Origin of the sequence: Achromobacter sp. MYb9 (assembly GCF_002975275.1) — a bacterium.
Taxonomy (GTDB): Bacteria; Pseudomonadota; Gammaproteobacteria; order Burkholderiales; family Burkholderiaceae_B; genus Achromobacter.
Genome location: NZ_PCOQ01000005.1, coordinates 1 through 24977, shown reverse-complemented (window position 1 = coordinate 24977; position 24977 = coordinate 1). Strand labels below are relative to the sequence as shown.

Here is a 24977-nt window from a genome sequence, read left to right as displayed (position 1 = left end):
TTTTTCCTATTCATTATGCGTTCCGTTTTTTAGTTATGAGAATCCTATCTTCGGAGTCGTAACAGCGATGTAAGGGTTCGCAAACAAGCCCTTCTCCTCTCCAGCACGCATGCCGATTTGGCAAAGGAATTCCATGCCCCCAAAACACGCTAGCGGCGAGATCGAGAAAATGCTCTCGGGCGCCCTGTACGACCCCAACGCCGTAGAAATCCAGCAGGAACAGACGGCCACGATGGCATGGCTGGCCCGATATAACGCCGCCCTTGCCCAGCCGTCCGTGCAGCGTTTTGCACTCTTGCGGGAACGCCTGGGATCAGTGGGCGAAGGCGCCGTGGTGCGGCCGCCATTCCATTGCGACTACGGCTTCAACATCCACCTGGGCGCCGGGGTGTTCCTGAACTTCAACTGCGTAATTCTGGACGTGGTCGAGGTGACCATCGGCGACCGGACCCAGATCGGGCCCGGCGTACAGATCCTGACCGCGGACCACCCGCGCGTTGCGGCCACCCGCAACGCGGGGCTGGAGTTCGGCCGCCCGGTCCGCATCGGCGCCAATGTGTGGATCGGCGCCGGCGCGCTAATCTTGCCCGGCATAACCGTAGGAGACGATGCGATCATCGGCGCGGGCAGCGTAGTCACCCGCGATGTGGCCGCTGGGGCAACCGTGGTGGGCAATCCTGCGCGCCCCGTCAACCGTTGAGGTGGCGACGACTCGTCTGAACCTGGAGACCCCACATGGCAATATTCGGCGCATTCGTACTGCTGCACGGCATCATCCTCCTGCCCTTTCTTATCTAGCCGGCACGGCGCCGCCCCAGGTCCCGAGATACTGCGGGGCCCCGATTTGCATGCCGGCGAACCGCCTGCAGCCTCCTCAAGTCACCCTAAGGTCACGCCCAGTTTCCCCGCGGCCAGAAAACGCCCTTAGGGAAAACCCGCTAAACCCTTGAAATAACTGGAAGTAATGAAAAGGCATCAGGAAATCCCCTATTAGGGAATTTGCTTATGCCTTTTAACTATTTGCAGCGCGCATACTTGCCGGGCAAGAATTCGTCCTGAGCATAAAGCAACGCAGATGGAATTACGTCAACTCGAGGCCTTCGCGGCCGTCATGTCTACGGGCAGCGTCACCGCTGCCGGGCGTTTGCTTGGGCGCTCGCAGCCGGCCATCAGCCGCCTGTTGCAAGAGCTGGAAGCTGAGATCGGCTACGCCCTGTTCAACCGTAGCGGGCCGCGCGTCACCCCTACCGAACAGGGCTTTCTGCTGTATGACGACGTAGAGCGCGCGCTGGCCGGCTTGCAGCAGATTCGCAGCCGCGCCGAAGAAATCGCGCGTGGCCAAGCCAAGCCGCTGCTGTTGGCGGCAACGTCGGCGCTGGCCGCCGGGCTGCTGCCCGACGCGCTCAAGCGCATCGAATCTCAAACCGGGGCCACGCGCGTGCAAGTGCGCAGCGCCTCGCCCGAACGCGTCGTGCACGCGGTGCTGACCGGCGCCGCACAACTGGGCGCCACCAGCTTGCCGCTGGAACATCGCGGCCTGACGGTGCATTGGATTGCCCAAGCGCCCTGCGTCGTGGCACTGCGCGACGACGACCCGCTGGCCGCGCACGACGTGGTGCCCGTTCATCTTCTGGCCGGCCGCCGCCTGATAACCATGGCTAACCCGTACCGGCTGCGCCGTCGCCTGGACGCCGCGCTGGCGCCGGACGGCAATGCGCCGGGCACCATCGAAACCAATTCGTCCGTCAACGCCCTGGCCGCCGTGCGCGCCGGCCTGGGCGTGTCGGTGCTGGAACCGATCACCGCTTACGGCGTCCCGATGCCGGGCGTGGCGATCCGGCCTATCGACCTGGACATCCCCTTTTTCTTTGGGGTCATCACCCCGCAGTCGCAACCCCTGACGCCGGCCTGCCAGGCCATGGCCGACGCGCTGGCCGATGCCGCCGCCGCCCTGCTGCCCGGCTTTGTGCTGCACGACGCGTGCGAGCACTCGGCGCTGTTGCAGTCGATCTACGGTGATGACGCCCCTGTTATGGAAACCCCCGCACTATGAATTTGCCCGTTGCCACCCCGCCGCAAGGCTTAGCCGCGCTGGAAGCGCGCCTGCGGCAAGACCTGTCCTGGCTGGAGATCCCCGCCAAGAGCTGGGTCGCGCCCCGGCTCGTGGACGGCCAGCAAGTGCTGGACGTCGTCATCATTGGCGGCGGCATGGCCGGTTTGGCTGCCGCAGCGTCGCTGACGCATCTGGGCATCGCCGCGCCGATCTTCGACCAGGCGCCCGAAGGCTACGAAGGCCCGTGGGCCACCACCGCCCGCATGGAAACGCTGCGTTCGCCCAAGCAATTGACGGGCCCCGCGCTGGGCTTGCCCGCGCTGACGTTCCGCGCCTGGTTCGAAGCGCAATTCGGCTTGGCCGAATGGGACGCGCTGGACAAGATTCCGCGCCTGCAATGGATGGACTACCTGCGCTGGTATCGCCGCGTGCTGAACCTGGACATACGCAATGAACACCGCGTGCTGTCGGTGCAGCCGCGTGCCGACCGTCTGGTGCAGCTGGACGTAGAATCCCCCGCCGGCCGCAATACCGTGCTGGCCCGCCGTGTTGTGCTGGCCACCGGCCGCGACGGCCTGGGCGGCGCCTACGTGCCTGACTTTGCCAAGAAACTGCCGCGTGACCGTTGGGCGCATTCGTCCGATGTGATGGACTACGCCACCCTTGCCGGCAAGCGCGTCGGCGTCGTGGGCGCGGGCGCGTCCGCCATGGACAGCGCCGGCACCGCGCTGGAAGCCGGCGCCGCCAGCGTCGACCTGCTGATCCGCCGCAATGACATCCCGCGCGTCAACAAAGGCAAAGGCGCGGGCAACCCCGGCCTGACCCACGGCCACCTGACCCTGCCCGACGAATGGAAGTGGAAGATCCGCCACTACATCAACGCCGCGCAAGTGCCGCCCCCGCGCGGCAGCACCTTGCGCGTGTCGCGCTTCCCGAACGCCCGCTTCAACCTGGGCTGTGGCGTGCAAGACCTGGCAATGGTGGGCGACGACATCCACGTCACCACGCCCAAGGGCGTGTTCGTGCTGGACTTCCTGATCTTCTCCACGGGCTTCCGTATCGACTGGACCGTGCGCCCGGAATTCGCGCCGCTGGCGCCTCACGTGCGCAACTGGGGCGACCGGTTCACCCCGCCCCCCGGCGAAGAAGACCAGGAACTGCATGACTCGCCCGACCTGGGCGCCGTCTTTGAATTGCAGGAAAAAGTCCCCGGCGCCTGCCCGGGTCTGGACCGCGTGCACTGTTTTTCCTACCCCGCCGCGCTGACGCAAGGCACGATCTCGGGCGACATCCCGGCCATCAGCGACGGCGCCAAGCGCCTGGCGCAAGGCATCGCCGGCCTGTTCTACCGCGAAGACGTCGAAACGTACTACGCCAACATGGAAGCGTTCTCGGAACCGGAAGTGTTCGGCGATGAGTGGACGCCGGCCCCGCCCCCCGCGGCAGTCGCCACCCCGGCCTCCCAAGCGGAGACCGCGCAATGACTGGTTGGTTGATACGCCGTGTCGCGCAAGCGGCGGTAGTCGTGTTGCTGATGACCCTGATTGTCTTCGTGGGCCTGCACGCCATCGGCAACCCCGTGGACATCCTGATCGGCCAGGACGTAGACCAAGTCGACCGCGCCCGCATCATCGCGGAGCTAGGCCTGGACAAACCGCTGTGGCAGCAATACCTGGCGTTCCTGAACGGGGCGCTGCATGGCAACCTGGGCAACAGCTTCGTCTACAACATTCCCGCGATTGAACTCGTCATCCAGCGCCTGCCCGCCACGCTTGAACTGGCGATCAGCGCCCTGGGCCTGGCCGTCATCGTCGGCCTGCCGCTGGGCTTGATTGCCGGCCTGTACCCCGACAGCCGCTTTTCCAAAATGATCATGGCCGGCAGCATCGTCGGCTTCTCGCTGCCCACCTTCTGGGTGGCGCTGATGCTGATCATGACGTTCAGCGTGTCACTCGGCTGGCTGCCCGCCAGCGGGCGTGGGCAAACGGTGGAATTCCTGGGTTTTCAGTGGTCGTGGTTGACTGCCGACGGCTGGCGCCACTTGATCTTGCCCGCGCTGAACCTGTCGCTGTTCAAGATTTCGCTCGTCATCCGCCTGACCCGCGCCGGCGTGCGCGACGTGATGCCGTTGGACTTCGTGAAGTTCGCCCGCGCCAAGGGCTTGTCGCCGTTTCGCGTGGTCTGTGTACACGTGCTGCGCAACACGATGATCCCGCTGGTGACCGTGCTGGGCCTGGAGCTGGGTTCGACCATTGCGTTCGCCGTCATCACGGAGAGCATTTTCTCGTGGCCGGGCGCCGGCAAGCTGATCCTGGACAGCCTGAACGCGCTGGACCGCCCCGTGATCGTGGCCTACCTGATTGTGGTCGTGTGCCTGTTCGTGACGCTGAACCTGATCGTCGACATTCTTTATAAAGTGCTGGACCCCCGGGTACGGCTGGAGGGCTCGGCATGAGCACCACTGCAACCCCTGAGAAGGTTCCCGCCCTGCGCCGCGAATCGCCCTGGCGCCGCAACCTGACCGAATTCCTGTCGTCCAAGACGGCGGTGTTCGGCCTGGCCGTGGCCACCCTGCTGATCCTGGCCGCCATCTTCGCGCCGTGGATTTCGCCGCAGAACCCGTATGACCTGCTGCAAATCGACGTGCTGGATTCCCGCATGCCGCCCGGTTCCATGAACGGCCTGGACACCTTCCACTATTGGCTAGGCACCGACGGCCAGGGCCGCGACCTGCTGTCCGGCATTCTGTACGGCCTGCGCATCAGCTTGATGGTGGGCGTGGGCTCGGCCGTTATCGCCGGCATCGTCGGCACGCTGCTGGGCCTGCTTGCCGCCTACGCGGGCGGCAAGGTCGACGCCTTTATCATGCGTTTGGTCGACTTGATCCTGTCGTTCCCGTCCATCCTGGTTGCCATGATGATCCTGGCCTTTCTGGGCAAGGGCGTGGGCAACGTGGTGCTGACGCTGGTGATTCTGGAATGGGCCTACTACGCCCGCACCGCGCGCGGCCAGGCCCTGGTGGAACGCCGCCGTGAATACGTGGAAGCCGCCCGCTGCCTGGACATTCCCAACTGGCGGATCATGTTGAAGCACATTCTGCCCAACTGCCTGCCGCCGCTGATTGTGATTGGCACCTTGCAGATTGCGCGCGCCATCACGCTGGAAGCCACCTTGAGCTTTCTGGGCCTGGGCGTGCCGGTGACCGAACCGTCGCTGGGCCTGCTGATTTCCAACGGCTTTCAATACATGCTGTCCGGCGAATACTGGATCAGCTTCTACCCCGGCATCGCGCTGCTGATCACCATCGTCGCCATCAATCTGGTGGGCGACCGCCTGCGCGACGTGCTGAACCCAAGGACTCACAAATGACCGACCGCACCGCTACCGGCGCGCCGGCCACGCTTGAAGTGCGCAACCTGCGCACGCACTTTCATACCCGCGCGGGCGTGCTGCCCGCCGTCGACGACGTGTCGTTCACGCTGGAGCGCGGCAAGATCCTGGGCCTGGTCGGAGAATCCGGCTCGGGCAAATCCGTGACGGGCTTTTCCATCATGGGTCTGGTTGACGCGCCTGGCCGCATCGTCGGCGGAGAAATCCTGTTCCAGGGCCGCGACCTGACCAAGCTGGCCCCGCGTGAACTGCGCAAGTTGCAAGGCAACCGCATCGCCATGATCTTCCAAGATCCGATGATGACGCTGAACCCAGTCCTGCGCGTGGATGTGCAGATGATCGAAACCGTGCGCGCGCATAACAAGATGAGCAAGCGCGAAGCCCGCACGCTGGCCCGCGACACGCTGGGCATGATGGGCATTCCCAGCCCCGAAGAACGCTTGCTGGCCTACCCACATCAGCTTTCTGGCGGCATGCGCCAGCGCGTGGCCATTGCCATCGCCATGCTGCATCGCCCTGACCTGATCATTGCCGACGAACCCACCACCGCGCTGGACGTCACCATCCAGGCGCAGATTCTGTCTGAAGTGCAGAAGCTGGCGCAGCAGCACGGCACCAGCCTGATCTGGATTACGCATGATCTGTCCGTGGTGGCAGGCCTTGCCGATGACGTGGCCGTGATGTACGCCGGCCGCATCGTTGAACACGGCAAGGTCGACGACGTGCTTGACCGCCCGCAGCACCCGTACACGGTGGGCCTGATCGACAGCCTGCCCAGCAATAACCTGCGCGGCCAGCGCCTGCGCCAGATTCCGGGCATGACGCCCAACCTGCTGCACCTGCCCGCCGGCTGTGCGTTTTCCGCGCGCTGCTCGCGCGCCACCGCCGCCTGTGGCCAGCAACCCGGCATCACTCAAGCCCTGCCCGAACACGACGTGCGCTGCTTCCATCCGACTATCCAGATCCACAACGAGGTGACGGCATGACTGTATCCGCCGCCCCCACTCCGCTGATTGACCTTTCTCAAGTCAGCAAGCGCTTTGGCGAAAGAAAGGTCGGCGCAGCCGGCCGCGCCATGCAGCGCATGGGCTTGTCCAAGCCGCCCGCCATCACGCGCGCCGTCGACAACGTGGACCTGATCGTGAACCCCGGCGAAGTCGTCGGCCTGGTCGGTGAATCCGGCTGCGGCAAATCCACGCTGGGCCGCATCGCCGCCGGCTTGTTGACGCCATCGGGCGGTGAAGTCCGCATCAACGGCGTGCGCCCGTCCGACATGAACTCGGCCGCCGCCCACGCCGCGCGCCTGACCGTGCAGATGATTTTCCAGGACCCCTACGCCAGCCTCAACCCGCGCCTGCGCGTGGACGAGATCGTGGGCGAAGCGGCCCGCATCCACGGCCTGGTCGACAACGCGGGCTTTGACGACTACGTCAGCGCCCAACTGGAACGCGCGGGGCTGGACCCCGCACTGCGCCAACGCTATCCGCACCAATTCAGCGGCGGCCAGCGCCAGCGCATCGGCATCGCCCGCGCGCTAGCCGTGCAGCCGTCCATGCTGGTGTGCGACGAAGCCGTCGCCGCGCTGGACGTGTCCATTCAAGCGCAAATCCTGAACCTGTTCATGGACCTGCGCGAAGAACTGAACCTGACGTACCTGTTCATCAGCCATGACCTGGGCGTGGTGGAACACCTGTCTGACCGCGTGGTCATCATGTACCTGGGCCGCGTCGTGGAAACGGCCACCGTGGACGAAGTGTTCCAGCGCCCCAACCACCCGTACACACAAGCCCTGCTAGCGGAAATTCCCAGCCTGAAGTCGCGCCACAAGGTCTTTACCGCGATCAAAGGCGAGATTCCCAGCCCGCTGAACCCGCCCGGCGGCTGCCATTTTCATCCGCGATGTCCGCATGCGATGCCGCGCTGCAAGACCGAAGTTCCCACGTTGAAGGGAATCGCCATCAACCATTTAAGCGCCTGTCATTTGAACGACATGGCCTGAACCTAATTGGCCGCGGTGTCCTTAATGCCTTCAGTGGCGCTAATGACAACGCAGCCTTCGGAACACTTAACTCGTTCCCCCCCTACCAAGGACCCCGAACATGAAACGCTTGATTCTTTCGACCCTGACCGCCGCCATCCTCAGCGCCTCTGCCGCGGCGTCCGCCGACAACCTGACGATCGGTTTTGCCGACCCGCTGTCGTCCCTGGACCCGCAGTTGAACAACCACGCCGGCGACCGCTCGGTGGCCCTGCACTTCTGGGACCTGCTGATCGAAAACAAGTGGAACAAGCTCCAGCCGGGTCTGGCCGTCAGCTGGAAACCGCTGGACCCCACCACCTGGGAATTCAAGCTGCGTGAAGGCGTCAAGTGGCAAGACGGCACGCCGTTTACCGCCGACGACCTGATCTATTCCTACACCCGCGCGCGCGGCGTGCCGGGCAGCGTGGCAACGTACGCCGGCTACCTGCGCACCATCGACACGATGACCGCGAAGGACCCGCTGACCCTTATCGTCAAGACCAAGGCGCCCAACCCCGACCTGCCGCTGAACCTGGCATCTGTACACGTCGTCAGCAAGCACGTTGGTGAAAAGTCGACCACCGAAGACTACAACTCGGGCAAGGCCATGGTTGGCACCGGCCCGTACAAGTTCGTGTCCTACACGCCGGGCGACCGCGTCATCATGGAACGCAACGACGGCTACTGGGGCGACAAGGCCACGTGGGACAAGGTCAACTACCGCTACATCAACAACGCCGCCTCGCGCACCGCCGCCCTGTTGGCCGGTGACGTGGACGTGATCGACAAGGTCTCGGTGTCGGACCTGGCCAAGCTGCAAAAGGCCCCGAACATCGCGGTGTACCCGTACGACGGCCTGCGCGTCATGATCCTGCAACCCAGCTTCAACCCCGCGCCCAACCAGTACATCACCGACAACAACGGCAAGCCGCTGGACAAGAACCCGCTGCTGGACCTGCGCGTGCGTCAGGCGCTGAACCTGGCCATCAACCGCAAGGCCATTTCGGACCGCATCCTGCAAGGCGCGGCCACCGAAGCCAACCAGTGGATGCCCAAGGGCACCTTCGGCTACAACCCCGACGTGAAAGACATCCCCAACGATGTCGCGCAAGCCAAGAAGCTGCTGGCCGAAGCGGGCTTTCCCGACGGCTTCAAGCTGACCATGCACGTGCCGAACGACCGCTACCCGCAAGGCCCGGAAACCGCCCAAGCCGTGGCGCAGTTCTGGACCCGCGTCGGCGTGAAGACCCAGGTGGAAGTGGTGCCATGGGCCGTGTATTCGGGCCGCGCCAACAAGAACGAATTCGCCGTCAGCATGCTGGCGTGGGGCAACGGCACGGGTGAAGCCAGCTACGCGCTGGTCAACATCCTGGCTACTGTCGACGCCAAGAAGGGCCTGGGCGCGTCCAATTGGGGCCACTACACCAACGCCAAGGTGGACGCCGCGCTGGAACAGTCCACGTCGGAATTCGATGTGGCCAAGCGTGAAGCCATCTTGCGCGACTCGGTCAAGCTGGTGTCCGACGACGTCGGCATCATCCCGCTGTTCCACTACAAGAACATCTGGGCCACCAAGAAGGGCTTGAAGGTGACGCCGATGACCAGCGACCGCACGGCCGCCATGATGGTCACCAAAGAACCCGCCGCCGCGGCCGGTAAATAAGCCATGGCGCCGACCCTGACCATCACCCCCGCGGACGCCTTGATCGACGTGCCGCGCCAGATCCGGGTGGAAAACGTGGCACCCGGCCAAACGGTGCAAATCACCGCGCGCACCCGCCGCAACGGCGTGCTGTGGCAAGCCCAGGCCGCCTACACGGCGGGCGAAGACGGCGCTGTCGACCTGACCCGCGACGCGCCTATCTCGGGCGACTACACCGGTTTGTCGCCGATGGGCTTGATCTGGTCGCAAGCCCCCGTGGACTCGCCCAGCCGCGAACACTTCAACCACCCGGTGACCGATGCTTTGGTCACCGATGTGGTTGCACGTGTGGGTGCGGTTGAAGGCGGTGCGGAAGCCAGCGCTGATGCCGGCGTTGTAGCCGGCGCTGTGGCCGAAATGCAGGCCCAAGCCACGTTCACGCAACGCTTGGCGCTGGACGGCGTTACCCGCCACGAGGTCCGCGAAGAAGGTCTGGTCGGCACGCTGTACCTGCCGGCAGGCAGCAAGCCCGGTTCGCACCCCGCCGTCATGATCCTGAACGGCTCGGGCGGCGGCATCAACGAACCGCGCGCGGCGCTTTACGCCTCGCGCGGGTATGCCGCCTTTGCGCTGGCGTACTTCAAAGCGCCGGGCCTGTCCGACTACATCTCGAACACCCCGCTGGAATACTTCCAGACCGGCCTGCGCTGGCTGCGCAAAAAGGTTCAGCCCAAGCACGACTTCGTCGCCATCAGCGGCCAATCGCGCGGCGGTGAACTCGTGCTGCTGCTGGGCGCAACCTTCCCCAAGGAAGTGTCCGCCGTCGTCGCCTACGTACCCGGCGCCGTCGTCCACAGCGGCCAGAACGCCTGCGATCCCAAGATCGGCCGCGAAGGTCCCACGTGGTTGCTGGGCGGCAAGCCCATCCCCCACGTCTGGGAAAACAACCGCACCGCCACGTGGGCCCCGTTTGACGAAGGCCCATCGCCGCACCGTCACGAGAAAGCCATCCTGACCGCGCTGCAAGACCCCGACGCCGTCGCCCGCGCCCGCATTCGCGTGGAAGACATCGAAGGCCCGGTCATGCTGCTGTCGGCCACCGACGATGGCTCGTGGCCGTCCAGCCTGTATTCAAAGATGGTGCAGGACAAGCTGGTCGAGGTGAAACACCCCTACCCCGTCGAATGGCTCGACTACGAAAACGGCGGCCACTCGATCCTGTTCCCGTACGTGCCCACCACTCAGCTCGTCTACGCCCACCCCGTGTCGGGCAAGATCAGCACCAGCGGCGGGAATCCGAAAGACAACGCACGCGCCGACCAGGAATCGTGGGAAGGCGTGAAGAAGTTTTTGGACGCGGCGGTGAAGGCGCGGGCGGCTTCGGCTGCTGCCCCTTCGGCAAGCACTTCCGGCAACGCCGGCTGATCAGACACCAAGGAGAACATCCCCATGGCACAACAACCCATCGTCTATGACGCCGTCAATGATCTGGTCGACAAGCTCGTCGGCCTGACCCCCGGCAGCAAAACTTTTGAGGTCCGCCACCAACGCGAAAAAGTCGCCGCCGCCACGCAAGGCAGCTACGACGCCCTGTTCGACCCCGCCCTGCCCGGCTTGTCGCTGGCCGAACGCCTGCTGGTCGCGCTGTACGCCACCCGCATCAGCCTGTCGCCGCTGCTGGCATCGCACTACCGCGCCCGCTTGGCGGAAACCGACGCAGCCCCCGCCGACATCGCCGTCGCAGAATCCGGCAAACCGTCAGACGCCTCCACCCCGCGCCTGGCTGCCGTGTTGGAATTCACACGCAAGCTGATCGAAAACCCCGTCGAGGGCGACGAAGCCGCGCTGAAGACCCTGCCCGCAGCAGGCGTCACCACGCCCGCAGTGGTCACCCTGTCGCAACTGATCGCCTTCCTGTCGTACCAGACCCGTCTGGTCGCGGGCTTGATCGCGATGAAAGACCTGGAAGGCCAAGCCCCCCGCGCCGCCGCCGTCCCGCCCGCGCCCTTCGAACCCAACACCGCTGCCACCGAACCCGGCGCCGTCATCAAGGCCCACGGCTTCACCAACGAAGTGCTGGAGTGGAAGGCATGGCTCGACGTCGTCAACGTCGACACCGCCACCCCGGAACAAGTCGCCGTCCTGGAAGAAAGCCACCCCAAGGCCAAGGTCTCGGACTACTACCTGTTCCTGGTCCACCAACCGGAAATCCTGCGCCAGCGCTCCACCGCCTTCAACGCCATCATGTACGCCCCAGGCGGCCTGTCGCGCGCCGAACGCGAGCTGGGCTCCACGGTCGTCTCGCGTGTGAACGGCTGCGTGTACTGCGCATCCGTCCACGCGCAGCGCTTCGAACAACTGGCCAAGCGTAATGAAGTGATCGCGCAAGTGTTCGAAGACCCCTACACCGCCGGCACCACGGCGCGTGAACTGGCCATTGCCCAGTTCTCGATCCAGATCACCGAAGCCCAGGCCGACGTCAACGCCAACAGCATCCAGGCATTGAAGGATGCGGGCTTGAGCGAAGGCGAAGTGCTGGACCTGCTGCACTCGGACGCGATCTTCGCCTGGGCAAATCGTTTGATGCTGAACCTGGGCGAACCGGTTTTTGCCACCGTAGGCTAAGACCCACTTTTCCGCCGCCCTGTGGGCGCGCCAGCGTTTTCGTTAAACTGACGCTTTCCGCGCCACTACGCGCCCCGCCACTAGCGGGGCGCTTTGCCTTCCCCCCATGTCAGAAAAAACCCACGACATCCGCCCCGGCCAGTCCGTCGAACTCCTCAAAGCCCTGCACATCCTGACCCGCGACGGCAAGATGAACCAGGACAGCCGCCGTAAATTGAAGCAGGTCTATCACCTGTTTCAGTTCATCGAGCCGCTGCTGAAAGACGTCCAACAAGAACGCGGCGCGGTAACGCTCGCGGATCACGGGGCTGGTAAGTCGTATCTGGGGTTCATTCTGTATGACTTGTTTTTCAAGGAACAGAAAGACGCCGTCGGGAAGGGGTCCCATATTTATGGGATTGAGACTCGCGAAGAACTGGTGAAGTCGTCAGAGGAACTGGCGAAACGGCTGGGGTTTGCCGGGATGTCGTTCTTGAATCTCTCTGTGGCGGAATCGATCACGTCTGATAAGTTGCCGGCGACGATTGATGTGGTGACTGCGTTGCACGCTTGTAATACGGCGACGGACGACGCGATTCACTTTGCGTTGGAGAAGAAGGCTAAATACATCGTGGTTGTGCCTTGCTGCCAGGCGGAAGTGGCTTCTGTGCTTAGGAAGAATAAAGGCAAGGCGCTGGCTGATCCGCTGGCAGAGATTTGGCGGCATCCGCTGCATACGCGGGAGTTTGGAAGCCAGATTACGAATGTGCTGCGGTGCTTGCAGCTGGAAGCGCATGGGTATCAGGTTAGCGTGACGGAGCTGGTCGGGTGGGAGCATTCGATGAAGAATGAGCTGATCGTAGCGCAGTATAAGAATCTGCCGACCAGGAAGCCTGCGGAGAGGCTGACGGAGATGTTGGAGAGGATTGGGTTGCAGGAGTTGAAGGATCGGTTTTTTGTGCCGGTGGCTGCATGAAGATGACGAAGGGCTCTGCGGAGCCCTTTGTGTTTTTTGGGTCTCATCCAGCATGAGACAAAACTGCCACTCTGGTGATTGCTGCTTCCGAAGAGTTCCGCCGTATACTCGCCCTGCGGTCACACCAATGACCGTCCGGTTTGACAGCCGGTTCTAACAGGAAGCGGACAGCCGCTGCAATAGCGGCATTTTTACGTCCGTAGGCCGAAGCACGTCCCTGCTATGGGCGGGCCTTGGCCGGGGCACGCTCGCGTGCGCCGGTTGCTCCTGTTACCGGTCTGTCAACCCGGCCTTGCGCCCGCCCACCCCGATTGACAGCGGGGAGTGGGTCTGACTGAACAGGAGGCTGATATGGAAGACAACCCTTTCACATATGACCGTTGGGCCACGCCGGATGATCCGGAGTTTGGCGTTGTGCGGTTTGATGATTTGCGGAAGATGGAGCGTGCTTGCCAGGGGATCTGGGCGATTGCTCGGATTGTGGGGAATAGTGTGAATGAACCAGGGGCTTCGGGTGAGCGACCGCTCGATGCTTGGGTAATGTCGAACTTGATGGGCGGCGTCGAGAGTCTTTGCGATCACCTAGCGGGACTTGTAGCCGTTGTGCCCGAGGAACCATTGTCGAGCCTTACAGAGACAATAAAAACGACAACGCCAGTCCATTAGAGCCCATCCGACGGAGCCGACAGATAACCAATGTCGGCTCCACCTGCCTTCGTATAACTATTCAGAAGGATGTAGGACAGAGATTCAAACCGGATAGTCGCGTCGGGTATCGAGATATGCAAGCTTCCTTTTCGATGCGACGGTTAGCCTCATCGGCCAGGACGCTCATGCCCAACCCCGCTAAGGGACGAGAAAAATTTCCTCGCTTAGTCCCACCAGCTACGATGATTCCAGTGCCAATCCAAGGCATCCTGGCTTACTCGTTGCGAATTCTGTTTTGGGAGCCGGAGCGGGGAGCCGTCCAACCTTCCGTACTCGGTGTTCTCCAGTTCCGGTGAAACCCGCACCACCATCACCTCAGATTGGATGGCGATCAGCCCTAGATCGAACAAAGTATGGATGTCTGCCCGCAGCAACAGCCCATTGGATACAACGTTAGTGTGGTCGCCTTTATAAGGAAGGACATGGGCAGCCTCAAGCACTGCAGGCAGGCTACACCCGGTAATGGCACAGGCGTTGCCGTAGGCGTCTAGCAGAGCTTTTCGGAAAGCGGGCTGTCCTCTACGACGAACAATATCAGCGCTTACGCGCCTTCTGGCATCGGCCACATCGGTAGGGTCGAAGGCGGCTGTTTGTTCGGCATTCTTCTCCGCGACGGCTAATGCGCCCTCCATAGGACTCGAAATCCGTCGAATTGAGACCCCTTGTCGACTCCCCGATAACGCGTCGGAATAGATTTCCCAAATACCATGCTTGGCCGGATCGTAAATATCGAAGATTCCCTCGCCGACCTTGAAGAGCTTGTCGTAGCGGCTACCTTCATCAGTTCTACGAGGCTTACGATTTTGCGAGTAACCAGTGCGGGCTGGAGAATTGACGGCCATCATATATAGGTCTGCCAAATTCTTTTTGTTGTACCCCGGGTCACGGGAGCGGATCCAATCCTCGACCTGCCTTCGACTAGCATTGCCCCCAAGTTGCGTCACGGCCGCAAGTACCTTCTCCCATTCAAGTCTGCCTTCTAGGTCATCAATCGCAGTAGCGTTCATAAACTCAGTATCTTGAACGTATTGAATGAGCTTGGCCTTCATGGCGCTGCCGACGTTCTTGGCTGGCTTCAGTCCGGGGATCCACGGCAAATTTAGTTCGTCGAGCACCGCTGAGATATTTTGCATTCGGTACTCGAACGCTTTCGCGGTACGACCAAATCGAATGGCCAACTCCTCATAGACCTGCTTCTTCGTTTGGCCAAATTCGGTCTCACGCTGCTGAGCCAGTCGCCGATAAGCCTCGACAGAAGCGATGAGCTCTTCATTGCTCCAACCTTTCACCATAGCTTTTCTTACCTTTAGTGCTAAATCTGCTTTACGGAACCTTAGTGCTCCTACCTCTCCAACCTTTCAAGATCGCTTTCGTTGGTACATGATTGCAGCTGGCAGACACGGCCAACGGTCGAAGGATAAGAAGTGCCCCGGATTGCACTAAGCATGAACGCTCGCATGGTAGTGAAATAACGCTGACGCAGAGCCCCGACATTAGATATTAGCCAGCGATGGCAGCGGCGGCTTCCGCAGCCCTCTGAGCTTGCATCTGCGTAACCTTCTCCCTAAGTGTCTCAACTACAGCAATTGCATCAGGGGACTGCTCCGCGAGCTCTTGCATAAGGGTGAGTGCGTATTCAATTTTACGAGGACTCCTGTAGCCAACCACTTTACACATCAACTCATACGCGTCTTTGCGCGACCCGGGAGAAAACTTCTGCGCCAGTCGCAAGAAGTTAATGCCATCCATCGCACAAATCGATATAGTTTCAGTACCCTTAGCACTACCCTCAACCGGCAAAATTCGGCCAATATCGTCGAACCGTAAATGATGATTCCACTCATCAAAATGAGGGTGAAGAATCTTGTAGTCTTCAGATTGTGTTGGAATGGTCACAGGCCTCACGTCGTTGCCGGTGAGTACAGACTTTGTAGACTTGTGCGTATTGCATATCACACAAGCAACGGCAATATTATCTGGGAAGAACATAAATTCCGGAAAACCGTATTTATCGAGGATGTGTTCGGCATCGAAAACACGACCGTGATACTGAAGTTCCATGCTGCAGTAGCAACACCTCGATCCTTGGTGCCAAAAATAATGATCTTTTACTTCAGCCCGAAATCTATTAACTAAATCTCTATGCAGATACTCACCATCCGACCAAAGGTGGTGATTTAATGCCCCATCCGACTTGATAGTTCCATGCTCTGCCTCATTTATCTCAGTAAGTTGCAGCAAACGTGCAGCCTTATCTCTAAACGTCATAATATTCTCACCCGTCGTTGCGGACGGCACTGTCACCAAGCGGCGAATTATCAGACATATTTATAAGTCGAATTGCATCTCTGACGAGACGTCCAGTCTTCCCTTCCTTCTCGTCTTGATACAACTCGTTGAGTTGCTCAAGCCTCGCAAGCGCCTCATACTTTTCGCTAATGCTGCCAGTCTCCGCTTTGAGCACAGCCTGGAATATTTCATTCGAAACGTGAGCGCTACCAGCAATTGGGGTGTGGAAGATGTCAACAAGCGCTTCCTCTACTGATACCGATTGTTCAGAAATAGAACGCGACGACAAAGCTGAATCGTGAGCTCTTTCTCCCATCTGTACAACATCAGCTCCGCGTAGTACCGCTTGCTGAACCACCAATGGGGAATGCGTCGCCACGATAATATGAGAACCCTGCACAGTGCTGACGATTCTGAAAATCGCATCCACAAACTTCAATTGCCATTCTGGATGAAGGCTTAGCTCAGGCTCATCCAGTAATGCGATACAACCACTTGATATAGATGTGGCAAGGCCGAAAACGCCGCATAACATTTGCTGTTGGCCGGAACTAGTCTTTGCCACATCTATCGATTCATGCTCATTCGTTTTAAGTTCGCAAGATGTCAGATTAAGAAGGCCAAGGCGACGTAGAAATGCGAAAGACTGAATGGTGTGAAAATCCCGTCGCACGTCGCGAAGTGAAATCGAAAGTTGGTAGTCTTTACGGTGACTTTGGCGGTGCTCTACGACGACATCAATTGAATGGTGCAGCACTCCAAGAAAATTTCTGGCATCACTTGAATTAAGCTCGCTGAGCAGCAATTTATCACGTTGTAGAGATTTCTCGAGGTATCGAGCATTGGACAGATACGCGTCCATAAAGTGGCGAGGCTCTTCACTATTAAACGCCTCGGCAAACCCGGCTCTAGGCCTATATCGAAGGCTGAGTTCGCTTTGGAAGCCAAGTTCTTCCAGGACGGAAAATAGAGTTTCCGCCGACTCAGGATTTTCGCTAAGCCTGAACAGAGCTTCTTCTAGCACCTTCCGCGATAGGCCCGTCCCGACATTTCGGGACGACTTATGAAGTCCAACACAGACATACTTGTCTTGAGAAACGCCATCCTCGATGTACTTTCTTGTAAGTAACGTCTTGTCTTCGAGCGGCGCCAAAAAACGTGAGAAAGGGCTGAAGGTCTGAACGACAACCTTATCTGGAATGCCATCCATGGTGACATCAGGCCATCGACTGTGCCCCACGTGAGCGGGCGACGTGGTCACATATTGCAGCAGCGCTTCAAGAATCTCGGTTTTTCCGCAGCCGTTAGGCCCAGTAATTATGTCGACACAATTATCTGCGCGGTCACGTTTTCGGCCGAACGAAACAGAAACCCGTCGGCTGATGACTTGTCGAACTTGCATTGCTCCAATCCCCTTAATTTACTTATCGCCGAGTTTTCCCATCGCCTTCTGCAGCACCAAGATTCTCACACCTATAGGTCCAACGCAGAGACTCTATTATCGGTGCTATCGCGTAGCCGAAAAAACCGCCGAGAGGATGACAATACTGAGAATAAATTTCAAACTTCATCATCAGTACCCAATCGCCGCAAAATTTCATCCAACCCCTTCGGTCGACAATCAACACATCTTGATTATTTTTGCTGCTGATCCAGGTCCACAATGTTGGCTCTGCCAAACCAGATCTCGGCCTGTTGAAGCGCCTCTGCTGATGGGGCAGGAAAAAAAACAGCCAAGCTTTCTTTCGCGCGAGTACAACAAACATAGAAGATCTTCCGCGTTCTTTCAACAACACTTAATTTGTCTTGTCGGCCTGCGAAAAGATAATTGAAATTGTAGTTGTTCCAATTTCCACCATCTAGCACAACTAGCACGTTTTCATACTCAAGCCCTTTGGTCTTATGTTGAGTCGAAAATGGTGTATATCCCTCAAGATAGCTATATAGACTTTGAAACTCAGAGAATGCCACCTTGGATACTCTGTTATACAAATATTCCTTTTGTACTCTAAATCGTTCTAACTTGTCGTCAATTCTGACTATCCCCTCTGAGTCAGCTAGCTCAATAATCTCCTGAATCGTTCTTTCGCCTGCATTACACAAAACTTCCATCTTGTCCCTCAACGCTCTCTTCGCGGCTTGAGAGGAAACTCTATAGTCTGTAATTCGAAGAAACTCATTGAAGTTTCCAGTCACATACAATTGAACATTGCGCTGGATCTTAAAAAGATGTTTTATCAAATCGTCTCGACTCGAACTTGGCCGACCCGTATCTTTTTGGTCATTCTTTTTATCATCGACCAACTGATCTTTGTCAATATACATCCTTGCAAGCTCTTCGTACGGCATAGAAAGCGCAATATCAAAAACATCTCGATATTGCGCGATATATGCCTCCATGCCTTTGGTTGGCATAATGAGTTTCAGCTCGGCCGTATCTTTCCCGGCCGTTAGTTCGTCGATCACGTGACCGAGGGTTTTCCCTTCAACGGCCAGATCAGGTACCGTACTCTTTATGAAATTTTTAATTCTCTTTACGTAATCAATGATTTTGTCCCCGTCATACAATTTCATAAGCTCGGGGAATCCAGCCTTTTCCGCAATCAGATTATGCGTAAGATTCAGTTCTTTCGTGGATTTTGAGTCAGAAAAATCCCATCCCAGGCATGCTTTAGCCAAATCCACGTTAGCCTCCTTTGAATGCAGGAATTTTATACTCCCGGACCTTAATGTTCCATACGGAAGCATATTCGGTGCTTTTATATCTAGGGATGCGCGCTGCACTAAACCATCATTGCGTAAAGAATTGGCAAGCGCAATTACTGACTCTGGATTCCTACGATTTTGTTCCTTTTTTATCTCAACGACCTTGCCCGGCCCGTCACCAATAAAGTTACTTAAATCGCCGACACCGTCTTCATAAATTGCCTGCATTGCATCGCCGAAGAATCCCACCACGTTACCTCGCCGTTTTTTGCCTAAGAAATTAAGCAAAATCTGCACTACTTTCTCGTCAGTATCCTGATATTCGTCCACAAGAATAATTGGAAAGCGAGATTCCGTTATTCGACATAGCTTTTCATGGCGCTTAAACATTTCATAAGCTACATGCAGGAGTTCGTCGTGGGAAATTACGCCCTCTGCGAGCCGCACATACTCCCTATAGCTTACAGGCTCATCTAGTCGGTCCAAGGTCTGGACTTCACCACGCCGGTTGGTCACAATAAATCGCGTAATCTCAGGATCATTTATTAGGGCAAGCAAAGTTTCTTTCAACTCGACTTGAAAGTGCTTTATTGAATCCCATAGAAAATCATGAATAGTTGATACGCGAAGATTCGGATTGTTTGCACGCTCCTCGATTTCGCGGACTGCCGCATTAGTGTAGGTTATGCACGCTATTTTCTTCAGAGGATAAGCTTGAAGTAAAGATGAAATAATCTCAACCAGCGAATAAGTCTTTCCACTCCCCGCACCACCACTGAGCAGAAAGGATTGACCTCGCTCCATGGCAGCAAGGATCGTAGTTGCCTCATCACTCAACACCATGGTATTTACTGTTTGCGCAGCCATTCCAACCCCTCTCTTATATACGCAGGTATTTTCCAGTTCGCGAAAGACTGAACGCCTTCTTCGGCGCTATTAAGCAATATCTCGATAGCAAGAGATGGCTTGCTGCCCACCGCCTTCGCTGCGAAGGTAAGCGCATCACAATCTCCCGAGACATATTGATCGAACCACTTCGCAGCCAAGGAGGGGAATCTATGCGCCTCTAAACCCAAGAAATCTTTATTGAGGGCGAAAAATGCATCCTCAAAACTTCTGCCGTGATATCCGCTTTCGGCAGACTGGAATACCAAGAGCATTTGGCCGTTAAGAGTTCTCACCCAGGAACCAGAAGTTTTCGACAATACCTTATCGGCTAGTTGAAGGCCCAAGAAGTAAGACAGGTCTGTACGCGCCTTCTGGTGATAAAAAACTAGTGCAGAGTTTGCAGTGTGATCAGCCCTAGGATCGTTAGGGAGACATACATTCGTCTCCATAACCTGTTTGCCATTTTTATGTAGCTTTGGCGTTACATTATCATCTTCAAATACAGGAGATGTGTACCCACTATCTATATCGGTAATTACCAGCGCTTTGACGCCGATGAAATTTATAAATTTCTCGAATATTTGAGCATGCGCGCCCACCTCAACGACAGACACGTACTGGGATAACAGCGGAGGGCATTCGGCATCCGGGAATTCTTGATCCAGTTTTCTCATCATGGCCGGAAGAAGTATTCGTTCAGTATCTCCTTCAACAAAAATTACTTTGTCGGCAAAAAAAAGTTCAGCTCTATTTAAAGTGAGATACTGTTTTAAGAATTTATAATGCTTCTTGCTGTCCGCATCTAACGAATACTCTTCCTTCAACGACTTCAGACTTCTTGCATCCACACCATTTGTAGTCGCGATCCTCTTCAAATACTTAACATCATCAAAATCTGATTCCGCCACGATATGCGAAGAATGGGTCGTAATTACTGTCTGTAAATTCATTACAAGACCATCTTCACGAATGCGATTTTCCTGGAGGAGAGATTTTATATTTTTTATGAACACATATTGCATTTGAGGATGGGTGTGGGCCTCTGGCTCCTCAATAAAGAGCAAATTCAGTGCTGCAGGCTTTTCGTTGAGGGCTCGTCTAAATGATGCCATCAGCATTTCGATGTCGAAAATCATGCTGATGAGATTCATGTACCCGAGACCATTGAAATGCTCAGGCAGATCGTGCGCGTCGTGTGAATACAGCACTGTTGTATTGCCATCTAGCAATTCTCGATGCTGTAAGGTGGACGCGATCTTTATATGTGTCTCGCTTCCTTTTATACCGCCGAATTTTGAGACGCTATCCAGCAGCCCCGCAAACATCTTTTTATATATTCCACTCAACTCCCCATCAGTTCTTCGCAACTCTTTCTTGAAATCTGCAACGGCCTCTTCCTGCTCTAGGCTTTCAGCAGTCCGTTTATATATCTGGGATGTCTGCGCCGATAGTGTTTTATCATTTTCTTTGTTGGTTACATTTCTTTTTGCGCTGATGCTCTTGAAAGACAAAACATTTTGGAGGCTGATGCTCTCTTTATTTAGATCTATAAAAACGCTTTCCTCTTTATGCTTTACGCTCTTCCTTCTTATTTGACCAAAATAATCGTGCTGCTTATCTTTCAGGAAAAGCGTGGGATCCCCGTCATAACTTACTTTATCATTATTATAGATTGCCAACATACGCAGAAGAGTCTCGCGGTTAATCTCATAAGAGAACTCGAGAATTATATTGTCGTCTGCGGGATCCAGACTCATTATTAGATTTTCAACAGAACCTAGATCGTCTTCCTCTTCATATTTTATATGCAGCCGCAGTTTTAACCCTAACGGCTCGTACAGATTCGCGTCAGCGACTGACATCTCCCCAGTGAGAATTTTTACCAACTCATCTTTCAAATCGACATTAAAATCATCATACGATATTTTGTTACGTTCGCTTGAATTAAGGAATTTATCTAAAGCAGCCAAAAATGAGGTTTTACCTGAATTATTTTTCCCGATAACAAGGGACAGATTCTGCTCCAGTTCTATTGAAAAATTTTTCAACAACCGAAAATTTTTGATCTCTATGCAGATTATTTTCATGAATTTCCTTTCACTCTGAATCCAAATCTGGCCATTCGTCACCCGCCGCTCAATATCAGACCTCTGCTGAAATTTTCAACATACGGTATGCCTCCTAGCAGAATAAGAGTCGATATTTGCAGCATTCTTTTTTACAATTGATTGAAAATAATGACGCGCTCGGAAAAGGTTTCGCTAATACCAACCCACTTCAGAGCCTCAATGCGTCCTGCGCCGGCTCTTCTGTACAAGCCCCCCGCCTTCGCCAAATATTCCTTCAACAACCCTGCCCCATTTTCCAGCAACTGATATTTCGTCGGCGGGTTCGTGTCCTCCCCCTGCCCCGCGGCGCAATCCGACTTCGCCGCCACGGTCTTCGTCACCGCAGCAATCGGCCGAAACCTTGCCGTATAGCTAACCCGGTAATGCGCCCAATCCGTCAGGTAGTAATTGAACCTCCATGTCAGCATGTTCACGTCCAAAACAAAATCGCCGCCTTAACTGGCGGCGACTACCGTTGAGACGCCATCTTTAGTGCCCACGCCAGACGCGTTCATAGCCGTCGTGTTCTTCAAGCTAGCGTGCTTGCTCTGCTGTCCGGCAGAAATCGCAATCGCAGGGTCTACGATGCCGTTTTCTTTCACAATGGTATTGCCCTCCGTGACCATGGCGGCTATGCCAAACATCGAGAATGCCGCTTTACCAGCAGCGAAGGCAGTAAAGTCGGGATGGCCTTATCCAGAGGATACGATCGGTTTTCCCTTCGGCTTGCCGAGCGAATCTTGGAAAATGGCCGCATGTCAGCTTATTTCATAGACAAAATCAAGTTGCCAAATCGCCAGCATATTTTTTTGAGAACAATTCAAAATTCTGATCGATATAGGCAGCTGAAATAGCAAGATACTCAGTATGTCCAACGAGCTTATCAAGCTCCTCCCGCAGACCTATAGTCGAAACAAGCGCATACACAAGTTCCCCAGATTCCGGGGGACTTCCAGTACGCCGCCTAGCTTCAGTTGCATTCAGAGTAAATAGAATCAGTGCATCCTCGCCCCTTACACGCCGTGCGGCCCAGTGGGCGAAATTATGGCGATGGACTCGGTGCATTTCTATTGTCTCGCTAGCCCTAAATAGGCCATCTTTTAAATCAGAAGCCCATAACGAGCTAGCCACGTCGCGAAGTTTTTGAAACACCTGAGCATCTCGAAGGTTTCCTGCGTTCCGGGCGCACTCCCCTAAAGCGGCATGCTGCAATAGATCGATAATTCGCCGCGCATTCAAATCAGCAAAACAATACTGCTGTATAAAGCGCCCCATCAATTCGCAATCGGCTGGGGACACGTTTGACGACTCAGCCAATACATCAAGAGGTGCGGCATCCAAGCGTGTCTTAATCGCCTCTAATTTTCCTAAGCCAGTCTCAAAATCGTTGCTCACACTCCCTCCCGGTTTCTTGAAAAAATTGAATTGAGGGAAACTCTCGCTCAGAACACGAGGGATTTTTCATTCTAATATTTCAACTGCGAGAATCACTCTTCTGTATCTATCCTGTCGATTAGCCGATAAAGCTCAGATACCGACGCCCCCTTTACACGCACAGTTACTCCATCAGTTGGCTCTAACTGAACACCACCGGTCACTGGATCAAAAAGAATAATGTACTTATCTGTGGAAACAACATGTCGACCTTCGGCTATCATCGTTCCGCCCTTCCACAAAGATAAGCACGGAGTAATTCTTACGTCTTCAGATGACTTACGCTCCGCCCCTGCATTTCGATTGTGCATACTCAACCTCTCCTGACGGCTACTTACGGGCGCACAATGTTCCGCGCCGACAATCCAGCCATGAAGGTATTCCTTTGCTATGTCGTAACCCATGAGAGGTATCCAGGAAAACAAAACAAGCACGAATGCCATCGAAAAAGCACACAACCATGGAATCGAACCTACAAGCAGCACCGGAACCAGGCACAGTTTCTCTTTAAATAGCCAATACCCGAAACGGCGTGCAGTATTTAATCCGGGAATGCGACTAGCCGATCGACAGTTTCCGTCGTCTTCTGGAGTTCTTTTTTGCCCTGCAAGCCCCCGGCAAACCAGCCACAAAGCACTAATTGCAATTCCAACATACATTGCGCTTAGCGCTGTTAACCTGAATTGCGCGGACTTCCGCCACCCATCTAGGAACTCCAGCCCTCCCGCAATGACATGCCCCCCCAAATTGAAGAGATCCAAGGGCGAGTCATAGGTCATTCCCCTAGGAACACCGAACACGCTCTCAATGGCGAGCGCGACCCCGAATCCAAGCAAAGAAAGGGTTACAGCGCCAATCAAAACGAACACTGGCGGTACCATGATCAGAAATCGGATAAGGCTCTTAATTAAGTCCATTTTCGAAGAAAATTGGTGGTGTGCGACAACCATAACGCTGAGTTAGATCAATCTAATCTATTTAGGCCCTAACTTACGATACCCAACTTCGCTGCGAGCATCTTTAGGGCCGAATACTGCGCGATACGGGTGTACGGAACGAGGCGTAGCTAAAAATACATTCTCAAAGTTTCAACACGTCCCGAGCCAGCACGTCAGTGCACGCCTCCCCCAGCTTCGCCAAATACCCCTTCAACAACCCTGCCTCGTTCTCCAGCAACTGATCCTTCGTCGGTGGATTCTTATCATCCCCCTGCACTCCAGCGCAGGACGATTCCGCCACCACAGTCTTCGTCGCCGCATAAATCAGCCGCAACCTAGCCGCATAGCTGACCCGGTAATGCGCCCAATCCGTTGGGTAGTAATTGAACATCCACGTCAGCGTCTTCACGTCCAAAACATAATCGCCGCCTGGACTGGCGGCGACTACCGTTGCGACATCATCTTTAGCTGCTACGCCAGATGCGTTCACAGCCGTGGTGTTCTTCAAGCTGGCTAGCTTGCTTTGCAGTCCGGCAGAGATCGCAATCGCTGGATCTTCGATGCCGTTTTCTTTAACGATGGTATTGCCCTCCGTGACCATGGCGGCGGCGCCAAGCATCGCGAATGCCGCCTTACCAGCGGTAAAGGCAGTGAAGTCGGGCTGGCCATAGCGGGCGGAAACGATGGATTTTCCTTCCAGCTTGCTCAGGGAATCTTGGGAGATCGGTGCGTGCTTGACGGTCGTGCAAGCGCCGAGGGAGAGGACAACTGCTGCTGCGATAGCGATACGGAACATCAACATCTCGTTCTAAGGTTGCAGGATAGAAACTCTCTATCTCGGAAAGCGCTTATGCGCGCGTTACTCCGAGTCCCGACCGATGATGCGGATTGTGCTGTCCCGTGCTTGGGCTGCTCTTGCGGTGTGATGCCCGCCGACCTTGCCAAAGCTGATGCACAAGCAAACCGCAAATGACAACTTGGCTTAACGAATCGATGCTGATTACGTCGCCCCGAAGCCAGACTTCAGGGCCAAGGTCGGCCAAAGATTCCAAATGTTACCTCAGTTACTAACTTTGATCTACGGCAGGTCAAAAGCCGCATGCAAGCGGCCACACATAAGCAGATACCGATCTGTTGTCTGCGCTGGCTCTTTCCTTAATGCGAATTTCCCTACGCGAGGGCCTCAATACCCGCCGAGCTTTCCTCTCACTTCCCCTCCAC

The 24977-nt window shown here is 56.3% G+C and carries 20 protein-coding genes; 11 read left to right on the top strand and 9 right to left on the bottom strand.

All coding sequences use genetic code 11. From position 1 onward, the window contains the following. Positions 1-133: 133 nt before the first annotated feature. From CQ050_RS09850 to CQ050_RS09800, 11 genes are all read left to right on the top strand, one after another. Positions 134-700 carry a sugar O-acetyltransferase gene (locus tag CQ050_RS09850; protein WP_199196778.1) on the top strand — a complete coding sequence of 189 codons (567 nt, stop codon included), beginning with the start codon at positions 134-136 and terminating at the stop codon, positions 698-700. Between the two features lie 375 nt (positions 701-1075). Beyond that, the gene (locus tag CQ050_RS09845) at positions 1076-2053 is read left to right on the top strand and encodes a LysR family transcriptional regulator (protein WP_105556650.1); all 978 of its coding nucleotides are present in this window, start codon (positions 1076-1078) and stop codon (positions 2051-2053) included. Then, positions 2050-3537 carry an NAD(P)/FAD-dependent oxidoreductase gene (locus CQ050_RS09840; protein WP_105556649.1) on the top strand — a complete coding sequence of 496 codons (1488 nt, stop codon included), beginning with the start codon at positions 2050-2052 and terminating at the stop codon, positions 3535-3537. The genes CQ050_RS09845 and CQ050_RS09840 overlap by 4 nt, the downstream gene beginning before the upstream one ends. After that, entirely contained in the window at positions 3534-4508 is a 975-nt protein-coding gene (locus CQ050_RS09835; RefSeq protein ID WP_105556648.1) for an ABC transporter permease, read from the top strand. Before CQ050_RS09840 ends, CQ050_RS09835 begins: the two co-directional genes overlap by 4 nt. Next, positions 4505-5422, top strand: coding sequence for an ABC transporter permease (locus CQ050_RS09830; RefSeq protein WP_050449686.1), 918 nt, complete (start codon positions 4505-4507; stop codon positions 5420-5422). The genes CQ050_RS09835 and CQ050_RS09830 overlap by 4 nt, the downstream gene beginning before the upstream one ends. Beyond that, a complete protein-coding gene (locus CQ050_RS09825) occupies positions 5419-6429 on the top strand; it encodes an ABC transporter ATP-binding protein (RefSeq protein ID WP_105556647.1) in 1011 nt (336 codons plus the stop codon). The genes CQ050_RS09830 and CQ050_RS09825 overlap by 4 nt, the downstream gene beginning before the upstream one ends. After that, a complete protein-coding gene (locus tag CQ050_RS09820; RefSeq protein ID WP_105556646.1) occupies positions 6426-7442 on the top strand; it encodes an ABC transporter ATP-binding protein in 1017 nt (338 codons plus the stop codon). Before CQ050_RS09825 ends, CQ050_RS09820 begins: the two co-directional genes overlap by 4 nt. Positions 7443-7542: 100 nt before the next feature. Then, complete coding sequence (locus CQ050_RS09815) at positions 7543-9126, top strand: ABC transporter substrate-binding protein (protein ID WP_105556645.1); 1584 nt, start codon at positions 7543-7545, stop codon at positions 9124-9126. A 3-nt stretch (positions 9127-9129) separates the two neighbouring features. Continuing rightward, positions 9130-10530, top strand: a complete 1401-nt coding sequence (locus CQ050_RS09810) for an acyl-CoA thioesterase/bile acid-CoA:amino acid N-acyltransferase family protein (RefSeq protein ID WP_105556644.1) — start codon at positions 9130-9132, stop codon at positions 10528-10530. 24 nt (positions 10531-10554) lie between these two features. After that, positions 10555-11730 carry a CMD domain protein gene (locus CQ050_RS09805; RefSeq protein ID WP_105556643.1) on the top strand — a complete coding sequence of 392 codons (1176 nt, stop codon included), beginning with the start codon at positions 10555-10557 and terminating at the stop codon, positions 11728-11730. A gap of 106 nt (positions 11731-11836) precedes the next feature. After that, the gene (locus CQ050_RS09800; protein WP_105556642.1) at positions 11837-12685 is read left to right on the top strand and encodes an SAM-dependent methyltransferase; all 849 of its coding nucleotides are present in this window, start codon (positions 11837-11839) and stop codon (positions 12683-12685) included. 872 nt (positions 12686-13557) lie between these two features. On the opposite strand, the gene CQ050_RS09795 is transcribed toward CQ050_RS09800, so the two are convergent. The 9 genes from CQ050_RS09795 to CQ050_RS09760 all read right to left on the bottom strand — a co-directional run bounded on the left by CQ050_RS09795 (position 13558) and on the right by CQ050_RS09760 (position 24552). After that, positions 13558-14685, bottom strand: a complete 1128-nt coding sequence (locus tag CQ050_RS09795) for an HNH endonuclease (RefSeq protein WP_105556641.1) — start codon at positions 14683-14685, stop codon at positions 13558-13560. Between the two features lie 208 nt (positions 14686-14893). After that, entirely contained in the window at positions 14894-15661 is a 768-nt protein-coding gene (locus tag CQ050_RS30685) for a hypothetical protein (protein WP_146121014.1), read from the bottom strand. Positions 15662-15668: 7 nt separating this feature from the next. Then, entirely contained in the window at positions 15669-17084 is a 1416-nt protein-coding gene (locus tag CQ050_RS09785) for an ATP-binding protein (protein ID WP_105556639.1), read from the bottom strand. A gap of 233 nt (positions 17085-17317) precedes the next feature. Then, positions 17318-19255, bottom strand: a complete 1938-nt coding sequence (locus tag CQ050_RS09780) for an ATP-dependent helicase (RefSeq protein WP_105556638.1) — start codon at positions 19253-19255, stop codon at positions 17318-17320. Next, positions 19237-21363, bottom strand: coding sequence for an ATP-dependent endonuclease (locus CQ050_RS09775; protein ID WP_105556637.1), 2127 nt, complete (start codon positions 21361-21363; stop codon positions 19237-19239). Before CQ050_RS09775 ends, CQ050_RS09780 begins: the two co-directional genes overlap by 19 nt. 131 nt (positions 21364-21494) lie before the next feature. Then, positions 21495-21818 (bottom strand): hypothetical protein, encoded by a 324-nt coding sequence (locus CQ050_RS09770; RefSeq protein ID WP_146121013.1) that lies wholly within the window; start codon positions 21816-21818, stop codon positions 21495-21497. A gap of 346 nt (positions 21819-22164) precedes the next feature. Further along, a complete protein-coding gene (locus tag CQ050_RS30680) occupies positions 22165-22779 on the bottom strand; it encodes a hypothetical protein (RefSeq protein ID WP_146121012.1) in 615 nt (204 codons plus the stop codon). Between the two features lie 92 nt (positions 22780-22871). Then, a complete protein-coding gene (locus tag CQ050_RS30675) occupies positions 22872-23768 on the bottom strand; it encodes a hypothetical protein (RefSeq protein ID WP_146121011.1) in 897 nt (298 codons plus the stop codon). A gap of 130 nt (positions 23769-23898) precedes the next feature. Then, a complete protein-coding gene (locus CQ050_RS09760) occupies positions 23899-24552 on the bottom strand; it encodes a hypothetical protein (protein WP_146121010.1) in 654 nt (217 codons plus the stop codon). Positions 24553-24977 lie beyond the last annotated feature (425 nt).

Bases quoted from the DNA above. Each gene is read 5' to 3' on its own strand.
- CQ050_RS09850 (WP_199196778.1), top strand. From the start codon at position 134: ATGCCCCCAAAACACGCTAGCGGCGAGATCGAGAAAATGCTCTCGGGC.
- CQ050_RS09845 (WP_105556650.1), top strand. From the start codon at position 1,076: ATGGAATTACGTCAACTCGAGGCCTTCGCGGCCGTCATGTCTACGGGC.
- CQ050_RS09840 (WP_105556649.1), top strand. From the start codon at position 2,050: ATGAATTTGCCCGTTGCCACCCCGCCGCAAGGCTTAGCCGCGCTGGAA.
- CQ050_RS09835 (WP_105556648.1), top strand. From the start codon at position 3,534: ATGACTGGTTGGTTGATACGCCGTGTCGCGCAAGCGGCGGTAGTCGTG.
- CQ050_RS09830 (WP_050449686.1), top strand. From the start codon at position 4,505: ATGAGCACCACTGCAACCCCTGAGAAGGTTCCCGCCCTGCGCCGCGAA.
- CQ050_RS09825 (WP_105556647.1), top strand. From the start codon at position 5,419: ATGACCGACCGCACCGCTACCGGCGCGCCGGCCACGCTTGAAGTGCGC.
- CQ050_RS09820 (WP_105556646.1), top strand. From the start codon at position 6,426: ATGACTGTATCCGCCGCCCCCACTCCGCTGATTGACCTTTCTCAAGTC.
- CQ050_RS09815 (WP_105556645.1), top strand. From the start codon at position 7,543: ATGAAACGCTTGATTCTTTCGACCCTGACCGCCGCCATCCTCAGCGCC.
- CQ050_RS09810 (WP_105556644.1), top strand. From the start codon at position 9,130: ATGGCGCCGACCCTGACCATCACCCCCGCGGACGCCTTGATCGACGTG.
- CQ050_RS09805 (WP_105556643.1), top strand. From the start codon at position 10,555: ATGGCACAACAACCCATCGTCTATGACGCCGTCAATGATCTGGTCGAC.
- CQ050_RS09800 (WP_105556642.1), top strand. From the start codon at position 11,837: ATGTCAGAAAAAACCCACGACATCCGCCCCGGCCAGTCCGTCGAACTC.
- CQ050_RS09795 (WP_105556641.1), bottom strand. From the start codon at position 14,685: ATGGTGAAAGGTTGGAGCAATGAAGAGCTCATCGCTTCTGTCGAGGCT.
- CQ050_RS30685 (WP_146121014.1), bottom strand. From the start codon at position 15,661: ATGACGTTTAGAGATAAGGCTGCACGTTTGCTGCAACTTACTGAGATA.
- CQ050_RS09785 (WP_105556639.1), bottom strand. From the start codon at position 17,084: ATGCAAGTTCGACAAGTCATCAGCCGACGGGTTTCTGTTTCGTTCGGC.
- CQ050_RS09780 (WP_105556638.1), bottom strand. From the start codon at position 19,255: ATGGCTGCGCAAACAGTAAATACCATGGTGTTGAGTGATGAGGCAACT.
- CQ050_RS09775 (WP_105556637.1), bottom strand. From the start codon at position 21,363: ATGAAAATAATCTGCATAGAGATCAAAAATTTTCGGTTGTTGAAAAAT.
- CQ050_RS30675 (WP_146121011.1), bottom strand. From the start codon at position 23,768: ATGGTTGTCGCACACCACCAATTTTCTTCGAAAATGGACTTAATTAAG.
- CQ050_RS09760 (WP_146121010.1), bottom strand. From the start codon at position 24,552: ATGTTCCGTATCGCTATCGCAGCAGCAGTTGTCCTCTCCCTCGGCGCT.